The sequence below is a fragment of the Burkholderia sp. Bp9140 genome, assembly GCF_003853425.1.
In the GTDB taxonomy this organism is placed as follows: domain Bacteria; phylum Pseudomonadota; class Gammaproteobacteria; order Burkholderiales; family Burkholderiaceae; genus Burkholderia.
The window spans coordinates 1-15,528 of sequence record NZ_QTPQ01000017.1 but is presented as its reverse complement, the minus strand read 5'-3'; the positions used below and the strand labels follow the sequence as shown (position 1 = coordinate 15,528).

The following is a 15,528-nucleotide window of genomic DNA, read 5'->3' as shown; positions in this document are numbered from 1 at the left end:
CGAATCAACATGTCTGCCAGCGCAGTGAACGTGACTCCCGGGCGCAATGTCGTCGTCGTGGGAACGCAATGGGGTGATGAAGGCAAGGGCAAGATCGTCGACTGGCTGACGGACCACGCTCAGGGCGTCGTGCGTTTCCAGGGCGGTCACAACGCCGGCCACACCCTCATCATCGGCGGCAAGAAAACCATCTTGCGCCTCATTCCGTCGGGCATCATGCGTGAAGGCGTCGCCTGCTACATCGGCAACGGCGTCGTCCTGTCCCCCGAGGCACTGTTCAAGGAAATCGGCGAGCTGGAAGAGGCCGGCGTGAACGTGCGCGATCGCCTGTTCATTTCCGAAGCCACGACGCTGATCCTGCCGTACCACATCGCGATCGACCAGGCGCGCGAAGCGCGCAAGGGCGCGGGCAAGATCGGTACGACCGGCCGCGGCATCGGCCCCGCGTACGAAGACAAGGTCGGCCGCCGCGCGCTGCGCGTGCAGGACCTGTTCGACGCGAAGACCTTCGCCGACCGCCTGCGCGAAAACCTCGATTTCCACAACTTCGTGCTGACCCAGTACCTGGGTGGCGCGGCCGTCGATTTCCAGGCCACGCTCGACACGATGCTTGGCTATGCCGATCGCCTGAAGCCGATGGTGGCCGACGTGTCGCGCCGCCTGTACGACGCGAACAACGCCGGCCAGAACCTGCTGTTCGAGGGCGCGCAAGGCACGCTGCTCGACATCGACCACGGCACCTATCCGTTCGTCACGTCGAGCAACTGCGTCGCGGGCGCGGCATCGGCCGGCGCCGGCGTCGGTCCGCAGAAGCTGAACTACATTCTCGGCATCACGAAGGCGTACTGCACGCGCGTCGGCTCGGGCCCGTTCCCGAGCGAGCTGTATGACGCGGACAACCCGCAGCGCCAGGACCAGGTCGGCGTCACGCTGGCGAACGTCGGCAAGGAATTCGGCTCGGTCACCGGCCGTCCGCGCCGCACCGGCTGGCTCGACGCAGCGGCACTGCGCCGCTCGATCCAGATCAACGGCGTGTCGGGCCTGTGCATGACGAAGCTCGACGTGCTTGACGGCCTCGACGAAGTCAAGCTGTGCGTCGGCTACAAGATCGACGGCAAGGACGTGGACATCCTGCCGCGCGGCGCGGCCGACGTTGCGCGTTGCGAGCCCGTGTACGAAACCTTCGCCGGCTGGAAGGAAAGCACCGTCGGCATCAAGACGTGGGACGCGTTGCCGGCGAATGCACAGGCATACCTGACCCGTGTCCAGGAAGTGGCCGGCGTGCCGGTCGACATGGTTTCGACGGGTCCGGATCGCGACGAAACGATCCTGCTCCGCCATCCGTTCAAGGTGTAATTGTCAGCATGACGCAGCAAATCACGATGACGGCGGCAGACTTGATGACCGATCCGCGCAACGACGACAAGAACCTGTGGGTAGGCTGGGACGAATACCATCGTCTGATCGAGCTGCTCGCGCTCCAGGTGCATGAATCGGGCTGGAAGTTCGACCAGATCCTGTGCCTCGCGCGCGGCGGTCTGCGCGTCGGCGACCAGCTGTCGCGCATCTATGACGTGCCGCTCGCGATCCTTGCGACGAGCTCGTACCGCGAAGCGGCCGGCACCGAGCAGGGCGCGCTCGACATCGCGCAGTACATCACGATGACGCGCGGCCACCTCGCGGGCAACGTGCTGCTGGTCGACGATCTCGTCGATTCGGGCGTTACGCTCGCGCGCGTGCAGGAGCACCTGAAGGAGCGCTATCCGTCCGTTACGGCAGTGCGTTCGGCAGTGCTCTGGTACAAGGGGTGCTCGAAGGTCAAGCCCGACTACCACACGCAGTATCTGCCGACGAATCCGTGGATTCATCAGCCGTTCGAAGAGTGGGACACCGTTCGTCCGCACAATCTCGCGGCCTGGATCAAGCGCGGTCGCGCGCAGCGCGACGGTTCGGGCGCGTAAGCGGCCGGCCGATCGATGGAAAGCCTTGTACGGCGCCGCTCGCGGCGCCGTTTTTTTTGGGGTGCGGCGGACCGGCGGGCACGGCGGCCGGCATGCACGGTAGGCAGACGGCGTGGCCCCGGCTATGATGGCAGCCCTGCCACAGCTTGCGCAGGATTGCATGCGCGGCGTGGATCACGTGGCTTCAGGGCAACAGGGCAGGACGGTGTTTCAGGGGGGCGCGAGTAGAATAGCGCTCGTTTTGTCCGACTCCGGACCCGATTATTACGTTTCATATGAACGACACGACCCAGGCGACCGACGCAGCCCACGCGCATTCGACGCACCAACATTCGATGCAGGCGCTCGCGATAGCGGCCATCGGCGTCGTATTCGGCGACATCGGCACGAGCCCGCTTTACGCGCTGAAAGAGGCGTTCAGCCCCGCCCACGGCATTCCGCTGACCGAAAGCTCGATTCTCGGCGTGATCTCGCTGCTGTTCTGGGCGATCATCCTGGTGGTCGGCGTCAAGTACCTGCTGTTCGTGATGCGGGCGGACAACAACGGCGAGGGCGGTGTGCTTGCCCTGATGGCGCTGTCGCTGCGGCCGCTCAACTCGAAATCCCGCGTGACGGGCGCGCTGATGGCGCTCGGCATCTTCGGCGCCTGCATGTTCTACGGCGACGCGGTGATCACGCCGGCGATCTCGGTGATGTCGGCGGTCGAAGGTCTCGAGATCGCGACGCCGCACCTGTCCCATCTCGTGCTGCCGATCACGATCGTGATCCTGATCGCGCTGTTCTGGATCCAGCGCCACGGCACCGCGACGGTCGGCAAGCTGTTCGGTCCGATCATGGTGCTGTGGTTCATCGTGATCGCGGCACTCGGCGTGTACCACATCATGCGTGTGCCGGGCATCATCGCGGCAATCAATCCGTACTACGCGGCGTCGTTCATGGCAGATCACCTGCTGCAGGCGTATGTCGTGCTCGGCTCTGTCGTGCTGGTGCTGACCGGCGCGGAGGCGCTCTATGCGGACATGGGGCACTTCGGTGCGAAGCCGATCCGCTTCGCCGCGTACGGGCTCGTGATGCCGTCGCTCGTGCTGAACTACTTCGGCCAGGGCGCGCTGCTGATCCAGAACCCGAAGGCGATCGAAAACCCGTTCTTCCTGCTCGCACCGGACTGGGGGCTGCTGCCGCTCGTCGTGCTGTCGACGGTCGCGACCGTGATCGCTTCGCAGGCCGTGATCTCGGGCGCGTATTCGCTGACGTCGCAGGCGATCCAGCTCGGCTACGTGCCGCGCATGAAGGTGCTGCACACATCCGAACTGGCGATCGGCCAGATCTACGTGCCGGTCGTGAACTGGCTGCTGCTGTTCGTGATCCTTTGCATCGTGATCGGCTTCAAGAGCTCCGACAACCTCGCGGCCGCGTACGGCATCGCGGTGACGGCGACGATGGTGATCACGACCGTGCTCGCGGCGGTCGTGATGGTGAAGGTGTGGAACTGGAACCGGCTGCTGGTTGGTGCGATCATCGCGGTGTTCCTCGCGATCGACCTCGGCTTCTTCGGCGCGAACCTGCTGAAGGTCGCGCAGGGCGGCTGGCTGCCGCTCGGGATCGGCGCGCTGCTGTTCTTCCTGCTGATGACCTGGTACAAGGGCCGCCACATCGTCAAGGAACGCACGGCCGCCGACGGTATCCCGCTCGAGCCATTCCTGCAGGGGCTGCTCGCGCATCCGCCGCACCGCGTGTCGGGCACCGCGATCTACCTGACCGGCAACGACAAGCTCGTGCCCGTCAGCCTGCTGCACAACCTGAAGCACAACAAGGTGCTGCACGAGCGGACCCTGTTCCTGACGTTCGTCACGCGCGACATTCCGTACGTGCGCGACGACAAGCGCCTGAGTGCGCGCGATGCGGGCGGCGGACTGTACATCGTCAAGGCCGAGTACGGCTTCAACGAGACGCCGGACGTGAAGGCCGTGCTCGAGGAATTCGGCCGTACGCACGACATGACGTTCGAGTTGATGGACACGTCGTTCTTCCTCGCGCGCGAAACGGTCGTGCCGACGCATCTGCCCGGCATGTCGATCTGGCGCGAACGCGTGTTCGCGTGGATGCATCAGAACGCGGCGAAGCCGACCGACTTCTTCTCGATCCCGGCGAACCGCGTCGTCGAACTCGGCACCAAGATCGAGATCTGACCGGCGCGCGCGGGCCGCGGATGCGGCCCATGCCCATTCGGCAGCGCGTTCGCCGAAGCCATGAAAAAGCCCGCACTTTCGGCGGGCTTTTTGACGTTCGTCGACAGTCTTCGCGTGCTCAGCGCTTCAGCTTCGCGAACGCCGCAGCCATCGCGCCGGCCGGTTCCGGCTCGCGCGAACGCTGCGGGCGGGCCGCGCCGCGGCCGGCATTGCCGCGATCCTGGCCGCCGCGCGGCGCCATGCCGGGCGCGGCCGCTTCGTCGTCGAGGCGCATCGTCAGCGAAATGCGCTGGCGCTTCACGTCGACGTCGATCACCTTGACCTTGACGACCTGGCCGGCCTTCACGACTTCGTGCGGATCCTTGATGAACTTCGTCGACATCGCGGACACGTGGACGAGGCCGTCCTGGTGCACACCGACATCCACGAACGCGCCGAATGCCGCGACGTTCGTCACGACCCCTTCGAGCAGCATGCCCGGCATCAGGTCGGACACCTTCTCGACGCCGTCGCGGAACGTGGCGGTCTTGAACTCGGGGCGCGGGTCGCGACCCGGTTTTTCGAGTTCGGACAGGATGTCGCGCACGGTCGGCAGGCCGAAACGTTCGTCAACAAATTCCGCCGGCGACAGGCCGGACAGCGCGTCGCGGCTGCCGAGCACGTCGTCGATCCGCTTGCTGATCTTCGCGAGGATCCGTTCGACGACCGGGTAGGCTTCCGGGTGGACCGACGAGCGGTCGAGCGGATTTTCGCCGCCGTTGATGCGCAGGAAGCCGGCGGCCTGTTCGAAGGTCTTGTCGCCGAGGCGCGGCACCTTGCGCAGTTGGGCGCGCGACGGGAACGGCCCGTTCGCGTCGCGGTAGTCGACGATGTTGCGCGCGAGCGTGGCATTCAGGCCCGACACGCGCGCGAGCAGCGCGACCGACGCGGTATTCGCGTCGACGCCGACCGCGTTCACGCAATCCTCGACGACCGCGTCGAGCGAGCGGGCGAGTTCGCGCTGGTTCACGTCGTGCTGGTACTGGCCGACGCCGATCGCCTTCGGCTCGATCTTCACGAGCTCGGCGAGCGGGTCCTGCAGGCGGCGGGCGATCGACACGGCGCCGCGCAGCGACACGTCGAGTTCTGGGAATTCCTTCGCGGCCAGCTCGGACGCCGAGTAGACCGACGCGCCGGCTTCCGACACGACGATCTTCTGCAGCCGCAGTTCGGGATGCTTCGAGATCAGCTCGCTCGCGAGCTTGTCGGTTTCACGGGACGCGGTGCCGTTGCCGATGCTGATCAGCTCGGCCTGCGTCTGCGCGGCGATGCGCGCGAGCTTCGCGAGCGAGCCGTCCCAGTCGCGGCGCGGCTCGTGCGGGTAGATCGTGTCGGTCGCGAGCAGCTTGCCGGTGCGGTCGACCACGGCGACCTTCACGCCCGTGCGCAGGCCGGGGTCGAGACCGATCACGGCCTTCGGGCCGGCCGGCGCGGCCAGCAGCAGGTCCTTCAGGTTGCGCGCGAACACGCGGATCGCTTCGGCTTCCGCCGTTTCGCGCAGCTGCGTGAGCAGTTCGTTCTCGATGTGCGGCTGCACCTTCACGCGCCAGCACCAGCGGCACACGTCGGACAGCCACTTGTCGGCCGGGCGGCTCTGGTTCGCGATCCCGAAATGGCGCGCGATCATCGCTTCGCCGGGATGCGGGACCTGCGCGTCGAGTTCCTCGCCGAGGCCGAGCTTGACGGTCAGCACACCGGCGTTGCGGCCGCGGAACAGCGCGAGCGCGCGGTGCGACGGCACGGTCCGGATCGTCTCCGCGTAGTCGTAGTAGTCGCGGAACTTCTCGCCTTCCTCGTTTTCCTTGCCTTCGACGACGGCCGACGACACGACGCCCTGGCTGTGCAGGTAGTCGCGCAGCTTGCCGAGCAGTTCGGCCGTTTCGCCGAACTGTTCGGACAGGATGTCGCGGGCGCCGTCGAGCGCAGCCTTCACGTCGGCGACGCCCTTGTCGGCATCGACGTACGCGGCGGCTTCCGTCTGCGGGTCGAGCAGCGGATTCGCGAGCAGCGCCTGCGCGAGCGGCTCGAGGCCGGCTTCGCGGGCGATCTGCGCGCGCGTGCGGCGCTTCGGCTTGTACGGCAGATAAAGGTCTTCGAGCACCTGCTTGCTGTCGGCCGCGTCGATCGCGGCGCACAGTTCGTCGGTCAGCTTGCCCTGTTCGTCGATGCTCGACAGGATCGCCGCGCGTCGATCCTCGAGTTCGCGCAGATACAGGAGGCGTTCCTCGAGCTGGCGCAGCTGCGTGTCGTCCAGGTTGCCGGTCACTTCCTTGCGGTACCGGGCAATGAACGGAACGGTCGAGCCTTCGTCGAGGAGTTGCACTGCCGCCGCGACCTGGCGCGGCTGGACGGACAGTTCGGTGGCGATGCGCTGTACGATCTTGAGTGCTACGGTTTCCGTCATGTCGTGGATGATCTGCCTGCTGAAATCGCGGCGCGGGCCGGCAGACCGCGCGGCGGGCTGCGAGACGGGCCCGCCGGACCAGATGCCGCGGGTGAGTGAAGCGGGGCATTTTGCCATAAATGGCGGAGCGTCCAGCCGGGGGTGATAGAATTTGACACATGTCCCGCAGCTTTCCTACGACGTTGCCAACTTCCCGCATTTCTCTCGTCGCGCTCGGCGTAGCGCTTGTCGCGGCTTTGTCCGCCGGGTCCACCGCCGCGTACGCACAGGCATCGGGCGCAGCCGCGCCGGATGCCGCCGCCGTGCCCGTCGCGGCCTCCGTCACGCAGGATTTTGACGCCCGTCAAAAAGTGCTCAATCAACGTTCCGCGGAAAACGATTATCGTTATGCCGTGGCGGAGCACGATTGCTACAGCAAGTTCTTCGTCAATCACTGTCTCGGCAAGGCGCGCGACCGGATGCGCGAGGAGCGGGCAAGCATCCGTCAGGAGCAGCTCGCGCTCGACGACGAACAGCGCGCGGTGCGGGCGCAGCAGCGCGACCAGCAGCAGGCGCTGAAGCAGGCGCAGAATGCGGCGGAAGCGCCGCAGCGCGCGGCGAACGACGCGGCGAACGCGGCTGCGTTCCGCGACAAGCAGGAGCAGAATGCACTGAAGCAAGCGCAGCGCGGCGCGGAAGGGCCGCAGCGTGCCGCGAACAAGCAGGCATACGGCCAGAAGCAGGCAGACTTCCAGCGCAAGCTCGACCAGGCGCACCAGCAGGCCGCGCAGAAGGCGCAGGAGCGCTCGGACAACGCCGCGCGCTACGAGCAGAAGCAGAAGGAAGCCGCCCAGCACAAGGCCGATGTCGAGCGGCGTCAGCAGGAAGCGGCCGAGAAGGCCAAGCAGCAGAAGCAGCAGGGGCAGTAACGTGTTGGATTGATCCGGAGTCAGTCTCGTGCGTGCCGGCACGCCAGTCGGCGCGCTGCTTCGATGAGGAGGCGCATATGCAAAACCGTCCCACGGAACAGCAGCAGGAATTGCACAACCGTTTGGCCGCATTGCAGGAGCAGCACCAGCAGCTCGCTCGGGAGATCGAGCTGAAGGAAGGACACTCCGACATCGACGACATCACGCTGCACCGGCTGAAGAAGGAAAAGCTGGCGGCCAAGGACAAAATCATTTTGCTGCAATCGCAGCTGGAACCGGATAAGCGCGCCTGAGCGCGGCCTGGCAAGCGCCGGCGCCGCTCGGGCGCTGGACACAGGAACGCTTGCCTTGAATTCACCGCTTGAAGCCAATCCCGATGCCCGGCGTGACGCGTCGTCCGCCGGGCGCGTTCGTGCGCCCGAAGGCACCTTCGAGCTGAGCCGCAAGCGCGTCGACGAACTCGACACGATCTTCGGTGAAGGCGGGCTGCTTGCGCGCGCGCTCGACGGCTATCACCCGCGTCAGTCGCAGATCGAGATGGCGCGCGCGGTCGCGTCGGCGATGGAGGCGTCCGCGCGCCGGATGCCCGAGCCGGAAATCTTCGAAACCCGCAAGCGGCCGGCGCGCCGTCTGGGCGAAGGCGACAAGGCGGCCGAGTCCGCCGCGGACGGCGCGGCGGCCGATACCGACAGCGACGCCGGCGACAACACGCTGATCGTCGAGGCCGGCACCGGCACCGGCAAGACCTATGCGTACCTGGTGCCCGCGATGCTGTGGGGCGGCAAGGTGATCGTGTCGACCGGCACGAAGCACCTGCAGGACCAGCTGTTCCAGCGCGACATCCCGACCGTGCGCAACGCGCTCGCGGTGCCGGTGACGGTCGCGATGCTCAAGGGCCGCTCGAACTATCTGTGCCATTACTACCTGCAGCGCACGGCCGACAACGGCCGCCTGCCGTCGCGACAGGACACCGCATACCTGCAGGAAATCGTCCGGTTCGCGAAGATCACGAAGAGCGGCGACAAGGCCGAGCTCGCGAGCGTGCCGGAGACGGCGCCGGTGTGGTCGATGGTCACGTCGACGCGCGACAACTGCCTCGGCCAGGAGTGCCCGCATTACAAGGAATGCTTCGTGATGCAGGCGCGGCGCGAGGCACAGCAGGCCGACATCGTCGTCGTCAACCATCACCTGTTCTTCGCGGACATCATGCTGCGCGACACCGGGATGGCCGAACTGCTGCCGAACGCGAACACGGTGGTCTTCGACGAAGCACACCAGTTGCCGGAGACGGCCACGCTGTTCTTCGGCGAGACGCTGTCGACCACGCAGATCCTCGAACTCGCGCGCGACACGGTCGCCGAAGGCCTGAGCCATGCGCGCGATGCGGTCGAGTGGGTGAAGCTCGGCGGTGATCTCGAGCGTGCGGCGCGCGACCTGCGCCTCGCGTTCGCGAACGATCAGATCGTGCGCATGTCGCTTGCGCAACTGGGCGACGATCACCCGATGTTCGGTGCGCTCGACGCGCTCGAGGCGGCGCTGGATGCGCTCGCATCGGCGCTCGCGAGCCAGGCCGAGCGGGCGGAATCGCTCGGCGCGTGCCTGCGGCGCGCGCGCGAACTGCAGGACCTGCTCGCGGGCTGGGTCGCGCCCGGTGCGGCGCAAGTGGCCGAGAAGGCCGATGCCGCGGCAGCCGGCGGCAAGGCGGCTGCCGACGACCCGAACGAGAAGGTGCGCTGGGTCGAAGTGTTCGCACATACCGTGCAGCTGCACGAGACGCCGCTGTCGGTCGCGCCGATTTTCGCGAAGCAGCGCGCGGGTGTGCCGCGCGCGTGGGTCTTCACGTCGGCGACGCTGTCGGTACGCGGCGACTTCACGCATTACGCGGCCCAGATGGGTCTCAGCTCGCGTCGCTCGATGACGCTCGCGAGCCCGTTCGACTATCAGACGCAGGGCCTGCTGTACGTGCCGCGCAACCTGCCGCAGCCGTCGTCGCCGGCGTTTACCGACGCGGTGTTCGACGCCGCGCTGCCGGCGATCGAGGCGTCGGGCGGCGGCGTCTTCATGTTGTGCACGACGCTGCGCGCGGTCGACCGGATCGCGTCGAAGCTGCGCGACGTGATCGAGTCGCGCGGCTGGAACATGCCGCTGCTGGTGCAGGGCGATGCCAGCCGTACCGAGTTGCTCGATCGTTTCCGTTCGTACGGCAATGCGATCCTCGTCGGCAGCCAGAGCTTCTGGGAAGGTGTCGACGTGCGCGGCGACGCGCTGTCGCTCGTCGTGATCGACAAGCTGCCGTTCGCGCCGCCCGACGATCCGGTGCTGGCCGCGCGACTCGATGCGCTGACCAGGAAGGGCTTGAGCCCGTTCGCGGTTCACCAGCTGCCGCAGGCCGTGATCACGCTGAAGCAGGGCGCGGGCCGCCTGATTCGTGCGGAGACGGATCGCGGCGTGCTGATGATCTGCGACACGCGGCTCGTCGACAAGCCGTACGGTCGCCGCATCTGGCAGAGCCTGCCGCCGTTCAAGCGCACCCGCGAGATCGCGGTCGTGCGGGACTTCTTCGACGAGCATCGCGCGGAAAAACGCGCGTAAACGCACCGCCGCCCGTTACGGGCGGCGCCAATAAAAAACCCGGCTCGATGACCGGGTTTTTTATTGTGCAGCAGGCGTCGCTCAGAACTGCCACCAGGACTTCTTCGTGCCGGGGCGCGAGTGGCCGGTGATGTACGGGCTGTCCGGGAAGGTCCCCGCGAGCACGCGCTTGGTGTCTTCCGCGAGTTGCGGCTGGTTCAGCTTGCCGTAAGACAGGATCATGATGTGCAGCGCGTCCTCGATCGCCGGCGCGCCCTTGTAGTCCTTGATCGCGAGCTGCGCGCGGTTGATTGCCGCGACATAGGCGCCGCGCCGATAGTAGTAGTCGGCCGCGTGCACTTCGTGCGAGGCGAGCGCGTTGACGATGTAGCGCATCCGCGCTGCGGCGTCCGGCGCGTACTTGCTCTTCGGGAAGCGGTCGACGACGACCTTGAACGCATCGTACGATTCGCGCAGTGCCTGCGGATCGCGCTCGCTCATGTCCTGGCCGGAGAAGCGCCCGAACAGGCCGAGATCGTCGTTGAAGTGGATCATCCCCTTCAGGTAGTACGCGTACGGGATATCCGGGTGATCCGGGTGGAGCTGGATGAAGCGGTCGACGGCCTGGTCGGCGGCTGCCGCTTCGTTGTCCTTCCAGTTGCAGTACGCGACGTTGATCTGCGCCTGTTGCGCGAAATGGCCGAACGGATCGCGGCCTTGCAGCGATTCGAAATATTTCGCGCACTTGCCCCAGTCGCCGCCGGACAGTGCGTCCTGGGCCTCTGAGTATAATTTGTTGTTCGACCAGGTAGCCGTCTCGTCCTGCTTCTGCGGCAAGCCGTGGCAGCCGGCGATGAGGGCCGCGGCCGCTACCACCGCAGCTCGGGCGGCGACGGTTTTGGCCGTACGTTTGGTCGAATTCATCATGCTCGCATGTCCTAGCTTCAAGTCTCGGTGACCCAGTCTAAATGACCCGTTCAAGTTCGCAGAATGCCCCGCGGGGCAAGTCAAATCGCGAAGATTATAGCCCAAGCGATCGGCTCGCCGACGCTGCGTCGGGGGATTCCCCCGATGACGATCTGGCTGCAGGCGCGATGCAGCCGCCTGTCGTGCCGTCCGCGGCCGCCGATGAGGCGCCGCGCGTCGTCGAAGTGCCGCTGTCGCTCGCGGGCGAACGCCTCGACAAGGCGCTTGCCCAGCTGTTCCCCGAATTCTCCCGCAGCCGCCTGCAAAGCTGGATCGAGGCGCAGCGCGTGCTGGTCGACGGCGCGCCGGCGAAGATCCGCCAGCCGGTGCCGCTCGGCGCAAGGATCGAGCTCGTGCCCGACCTGCTGCCGGAGCAGCTGGCGTTCACGCCGGAGCCGGTGCCGCTCGACGTGATCTACGAGGACGACGCGCTCGTCGTCATCAACAAGCCGGCCGGCGTGGTCGTCCACCCGGCGGCCGGCAACTGGAGCGGCACGATCCTCAACGGGCTGCTGCACCGCTACGGCGACGCGGCGGCCGGCCTGCCGCGTGCCGGGATCGTGCACCGGCTCGACAAGGAAACGTCCGGCCTGATGGTGGTCGCGCGCACGCTTGCCGCGCAGACCGACCTCGTGCGCCAGCTGCAGGCGCGCACGGTGAAGCGCCGCTATTTCGCGCTCGTCTGGGGCACGATGCCCGAAGACGGCACGATCGACGCGCCGATCGGCCGCGATCCGCGCGAGCGCACGCGCATGGCCGTCGTCACCGGCGCGTCGGGCAAGCCCGCGCGCACGCATTTCCGCACGGTTGACACATGCATGTGGCAACGTCAGCCGGTGTCCGCGATCCAGTGCGACCTCGAAACCGGCCGCACGCACCAGATCCGCGTGCACTGCTCGCATGTCGGGCATCCGCTGCTCGGCGACCCGGTGTACGGGCGCGCGCGCGGCAAGCGCTCGGTCGCGCCGCTGCCGGACGGGTTCGCGCGGCAGGCGCTGCACGCATGGCGGCTCGGCCTCGTGCATCCGGTCACGGGCAAGACGATGCAGTGGCGCTGCCCGTTGCCGGACGACATGACCGCGCTCGTCGCGGCGCTCGGCTTCGGGCAGGGCGACGAGGAATTCGACGATGAAGACGGCATCTACGAGGATGACGACTTCGCCGGCGAATATCGCGAGCACGGCGAGGATCACGACGAGGATTACGACGATGAGGAGGAGTGAGTGCCGATGACGAACCTGGCGCCGTTGACGTGGCAGGACTGTGTGCAGCCCGACTGGCAGGTGTCGCCGCGTGTGCGCGCGCTGGTCACGACGCGCGACGGTGGCGTGAGCGAAGGCCCGTACGGGCGCTGGCAGGCCGGCGCGGCGTTGCCGGGCGGGATGAATCTCGGCCTGCATACCGGTGACGATCCCGGCCATGTCGCCGAGAATCGCGCGCGCTTGCTCGCGCTGGCAGGCCAGTCGCGCGCGGCGTGGCTCGAGCAGGTTCACGGCGCGCGGATCGTGCGCGCGGACGAGGTGATCGAGGCCGCGCCGGGTGCCGCGGCGGCGCCCGTGCAGGCCGACGCGAGCGTGACGGACCGTGCGGACGCGGTCTGCGTCGTGATGGTCGCGGATTGCCTGCCGGTGCTGCTGTGCGACGCGCAGGGCCGGGCGGTGGGCGCCGCGCACGCAGGCTGGCGCGGGCTCGCGGCCGGCATCGTCGAGCAGACCGCAGCCCGTGTCGCGGCGCTTGCCGGCGGCGCGACGGATGAACTCCATGCGTACCTCGGGCCCGCGATCGGGCCGCGGGCGTTCGAAGTCGGCGCCGACGTGCGCGAGGCGTTTCTCGACACGGCTGCGCAGTCGGAGCATGATGAGACGCGGCAGGCGTTCGTCGCGATGGACGGCGCGCCCGGCAAGTTCCTCGCCGACCTCTATGCGCTCGCGCGCCTGCGCCTCGCGCGCGCAGGCGTGGCACATGTGAGCGGCGGGACCGCCTGCACGGTCACCGAACACGCGCGCTTCTATTCGTACCGGCGCGACCGCGTGACCGGCCGCATGGCGGCGGCGATCTGGCTAGCCGATTGATGGCTGACCGCGCGCGTCGGCGCGCGCGGTCTGTTGCGCTGCGAAATCAGGTTATCTCGATATTGACGCGGCAATGCGGCGTTGCATGGACAACCGAATGGATAATCGCGAAGTCAAGTCAATCAAAATGTTTTATGTTTTGCCGGAAGCCTTGTCCCGCCTGTTGCGCGAGGATTATCTCCGGGCAGAAATGTTCAGTGGTTTGACGCAGCGCTTCACATGGGGAAAACGATAATGATAAAAATACCGCACTGCGGCAGAATCTGGAGACGCCTCTCCAGAGCATGACGGCCCGGCTCGCAACCGGCACGCCGCGCGCGAGCAGGATTTCACGATTGACGCTCACGAATCACCGGTAAGGCAGGTAATGACAGTATCGAAAAATTCGTCGACGTCCGCTCAGGCGGGCACTTCCGCAGGCAGCACCGGATTCGGCCAGGCTGCCCAGCCGATGCAGCAGATGTTCGAGGCATGGCTGAACGCCTGGCGCGGTTTCGCCGATCCCGCGCGTGCCGCCACGGCGGCGACCACCGCGAATCCCTTCGCCGCATTCCAGTTCCCGACATCGGTTCCGTTCCAGATGCCGTCGATGCCCGATCTGGGCAGCCTCGGCGGCCTGGCATCGCCATTCGCGGGGCTGAAGCTGCCGGTTGCCGCGATCCCGCCCGAACGGCTCCAGAAGCTGCAGGCCGACTATGCGCGCGACTGCATGACGCTGATGCAGCAGGCCGCTGCCGCGAAGCTCGAGTCGCCTGAGCTGAAGGACCGCCGCTTCAGCGCGGATGCGTGGAAGGCATCGCCCGCGCATGCGTTCGCGGCTGCGTGGTATCTGCTCAACGCGCGCTACCTGCAGGAGCTGGCCGACGCGCTCGAGACGGATCCGAAGACGCGCGAACGCATCCGTTTCTCCGTCCAGCAATGGACGGCCGCCGCTGCACCGAGCAACTTCCTCGCGCTCAATCCCGATGCCCAGAAATCGATCCTCGAGACGCAGGGCGAAAGCCTGCGGCAGGGGATGATGAACCTGCTCGGCGATATGCAGCGCGGCAAGATTTCGCAGACCGACGAATCGCAGTTCGTGGTCGGCAAGAACCTCGGGTGTACCGAAGGCGCGGTCGTCTACGAGAACGATCTGATCCAGCTGATCCAGTACACGCCGAAGACCGACAAGGTGTTCGAGCGGCCGCTCCTGATCGTGCCGCCGTGCATCAACAAGTTCTACATCCTCGACCTGCAGCCCGAGAATTCGCTCGTCGCGCATGCGCTGTCGAACGGCCATCAGGTGTTTCTCGTGTCGTGGCGCAACGCCGATGCGTCGGTCGCGCACAAGACATGGGACGACTACATGAACGAAGGGCTGCTCGCGGCGATCGACGCCGTGCAGCAGGTCAGCGGCCGCGAGCAGATCAACACGCTCGGCTTCTGCGTCGGCGGCACGATGCTCGCGACCGCGCTGTCGGTGCTCGCCGCGCGCGGCGAGCATCCGGCCGCGTCGATGACGCTGCTGACTGCGATGCTCGACTTCACCGACACCGGCATCCTCGACGTGTTCGTCGACGAGGCGCACGTGCAGATGCGCGAGCAGACCATCGGCGGCAAGAACGGCGCGGCGCCGGGCCTGATGCGCGGCGTCGAGTTCGCGAACACGTTCTCGTTCCTGCGACCGAACGACCTCGTGTGGAACTACGTCGTCGACAACTACCTGAAGGGCCGCACGCCTGCCGCGTTCGACCTGCTGTACTGGAACAGCGACTCGACGAGCCTGCCGGGTCCGATGTACGCGTGGTACCTGCGCAATACCTATCTTGAGAACAAGCTCCGCGTGCCGGGCGCGCTGACCGTGTGCGGCGAATCCGTCGATCTGTCGCGCATCGACGTGCCGACCTTCATCTACGGTTCGCGCGAGGATCACATCGTGCCGTGGCAGACGGCCTATGCGTCGACGTCGATCCTGACGGGCCCGCTGAAGTTCGTGCTCGGCGCGTCGGGCCACATCGCGGGCGTGATCAATCCGCCCGCGAAGAAGAAGCGCAGCTACTGGGTCAACGACAGCGACCTGCCCGAATCCGCGGACGACTGGTTTGCAGGCGCGACCGAGCAGCCGGGCAGCTGGTGGACGACCTGGGTCGAGTGGCTCGACCAGTACGGCGGCCGCAAGGGGGCGCCGCCCGCCAAGGCCGGGTCCGCGCAGTTCCCGGTGATCGAGCCGGCGCCGGGCCGCTACGTGTTGCAGCGCGATTGACGAAAACCGGACAGCGGCGCACGCTGTCCGATGCACCGCAGTTTTTTTAACAGGGCCGGTAGCGATGCGCCGTGTCGTGCGGGCCCGGAGGAAACGGAAATGACGGACGTAGTGATCGTATCGGCCGCGCGGACCGCGGTCGGCAAATTCGGCGGCTCGCTTGCGAAGGTCGCGGC

13 protein-coding genes are annotated in these 15,528 nt (G+C 66.9%); 9 read left to right on the top strand and 4 right to left on the bottom strand.

The features are described from left to right. The first annotated feature begins 9 nt into the window (after nucleotides 1–9). From DIE21_RS15740 to DIE21_RS15725, 3 genes are all read left to right on the top strand, one after another. The gene (locus DIE21_RS15740; RefSeq protein WP_044848883.1) at nucleotides 10–1,356 is read left to right on the top strand and encodes an adenylosuccinate synthase; all 1,347 of its coding nucleotides are present in this window, start codon (nucleotides 10–12) and stop codon (nucleotides 1,354–1,356) included. 8 nt (nucleotides 1,357–1,364) lie between these two features. Next, nucleotides 1,365–1,961, top strand: a complete 597-nt coding sequence (locus DIE21_RS15735; RefSeq protein WP_185640670.1) for a phosphoribosyltransferase — start codon at nucleotides 1,365–1,367, stop codon at nucleotides 1,959–1,961. 275 nt (nucleotides 1,962–2,236) lie between these two features. Beyond that, nucleotides 2,237–4,150 carry a potassium transporter Kup gene (locus DIE21_RS15725; RefSeq protein WP_124498573.1) on the top strand — a complete coding sequence of 638 codons (1,914 nt, stop codon included), beginning with the start codon at nucleotides 2,237–2,239 and terminating at the stop codon, nucleotides 4,148–4,150. A 118-nt stretch (nucleotides 4,151–4,268) separates the two neighbouring features. Here DIE21_RS15725 and DIE21_RS15720 read toward each other — a convergent pair whose 3' ends face one another. Continuing rightward, nucleotides 4,269–6,593 carry a Tex family protein gene (locus tag DIE21_RS15720; RefSeq protein WP_124498572.1) on the bottom strand — a complete coding sequence of 775 codons (2,325 nt, stop codon included), beginning with the start codon at nucleotides 6,591–6,593 and terminating at the stop codon, nucleotides 4,269–4,271. A gap of 158 nt (nucleotides 6,594–6,751) precedes the next feature. On the opposite strand from DIE21_RS15720, the gene DIE21_RS15715 reads away from it, so the two are divergent. From DIE21_RS15715 to DIE21_RS15705, 3 genes are all read left to right on the top strand, one after another. After that, nucleotides 6,752–7,501, top strand: a complete 750-nt coding sequence (locus DIE21_RS15715) for a hypothetical protein (protein WP_124498571.1) — start codon at nucleotides 6,752–6,754, stop codon at nucleotides 7,499–7,501. Nucleotides 7,502–7,578: 77 nt separating this feature from the next. Then, complete coding sequence (locus tag DIE21_RS15710; RefSeq protein ID WP_006755091.1) at nucleotides 7,579–7,794, top strand: YdcH family protein; 216 nt, start codon at nucleotides 7,579–7,581, stop codon at nucleotides 7,792–7,794. A 55-nt stretch (nucleotides 7,795–7,849) separates the two neighbouring features. Next, nucleotides 7,850–10,093, top strand: a complete 2,244-nt coding sequence (locus DIE21_RS15705) for an ATP-dependent DNA helicase (RefSeq protein WP_124498570.1) — start codon at nucleotides 7,850–7,852, stop codon at nucleotides 10,091–10,093. A gap of 81 nt (nucleotides 10,094–10,174) precedes the next feature. On the opposite strand, the gene DIE21_RS15700 is transcribed toward DIE21_RS15705, so the two are convergent. Continuing rightward, the gene (locus DIE21_RS15700; RefSeq protein WP_124498569.1) at nucleotides 10,175–10,999 is read right to left on the bottom strand and encodes an outer membrane protein assembly factor BamD; all 825 of its coding nucleotides are present in this window, start codon (nucleotides 10,997–10,999) and stop codon (nucleotides 10,175–10,177) included. Between the two features lie 41 nt (nucleotides 11,000–11,040). Here DIE21_RS15700 and DIE21_RS15695 point away from each other — a divergent pair, with 41 nt between their 5' ends. Together DIE21_RS15695 and pgeF are read left to right on the top strand one after the other, a co-directional pair. After that, nucleotides 11,041–12,261 (top strand): RluA family pseudouridine synthase, encoded by a 1,221-nt coding sequence (locus DIE21_RS15695; protein WP_124498568.1) that lies wholly within the window; start codon nucleotides 11,041–11,043, stop codon nucleotides 12,259–12,261. A gap of 6 nt (nucleotides 12,262–12,267) precedes the next feature. Next, nucleotides 12,268–13,110: a peptidoglycan editing factor PgeF gene (pgeF, locus tag DIE21_RS15690; RefSeq protein ID WP_124498567.1), complete on the top strand. Its 843-nt coding sequence runs from the start codon at nucleotides 12,268–12,270 to the stop codon at nucleotides 13,108–13,110. Between the two features lie 118 nt (nucleotides 13,111–13,228). Here pgeF and DIE21_RS15685 read toward each other — a convergent pair whose 3' ends face one another. Beyond that, nucleotides 13,229–13,456 (bottom strand): hypothetical protein, encoded by a 228-nt coding sequence (locus DIE21_RS15685; RefSeq protein WP_124498566.1) that lies wholly within the window; start codon nucleotides 13,454–13,456, stop codon nucleotides 13,229–13,231. Nucleotides 13,457–13,477: 21 nt separating this feature from the next. Here DIE21_RS15685 and phaC point away from each other — a divergent pair, with 21 nt between their 5' ends. Further along, nucleotides 13,478–15,352, top strand: a complete 1,875-nt coding sequence (gene phaC, locus DIE21_RS15680; RefSeq protein WP_124498565.1) for a class I poly(R)-hydroxyalkanoic acid synthase — start codon at nucleotides 13,478–13,480, stop codon at nucleotides 15,350–15,352. On the opposite strand, the gene DIE21_RS37535 is transcribed toward phaC, so the two are convergent. After that, the coding region (locus DIE21_RS37535; protein WP_221622389.1) for a hypothetical protein at nucleotides 15,331–15,528 on the bottom strand (198 nt) is incomplete at its 5' end. The two genes, phaC and DIE21_RS37535, sit on opposite strands and share 22 nt — an antisense overlap.